The organism is Enterobacter sp. UNJFSC 003 (genome assembly GCF_036903355.1).
GTDB lineage: Bacteria > Pseudomonadota > Gammaproteobacteria > Enterobacterales > Enterobacteriaceae > Enterobacter.
On sequence record NZ_JBAKHK010000307.1, the window covers coordinates 1 to 243 of the forward strand.

A 243-nucleotide genomic window follows, 5' to 3' on the forward strand; every position below is an offset into this window, starting at 1 on the left:
GGGCTGGACTATTGCTCGCTGGCCAACGCGCGTTCGATCCCGATCGCGCAGGAATTGACGCGGCGTTTTGCCAACCACGACACCGCCGACCTGATCGGCCGGCTGCATATCAACATCTCCGGCTGCATCAATGCCTGCGGCCATCACCATGTCGGCCATATCGGCATTCTCGGCGTCGAGAAGAATGGTGAGGAATTCTACCAGATCACGATTGGTGGCCGCGCCGACGAGAACGCGCAATTG

Annotated in this window: 1 pseudogene; it reads left to right on the forward strand. The window is 60.1% G+C overall.

The features are described 5' to 3' along the window. A pseudogene (locus V5P19_RS24295) lies at positions 1-243 on the forward strand (nitrite/sulfite reductase); the annotation flags it as partial.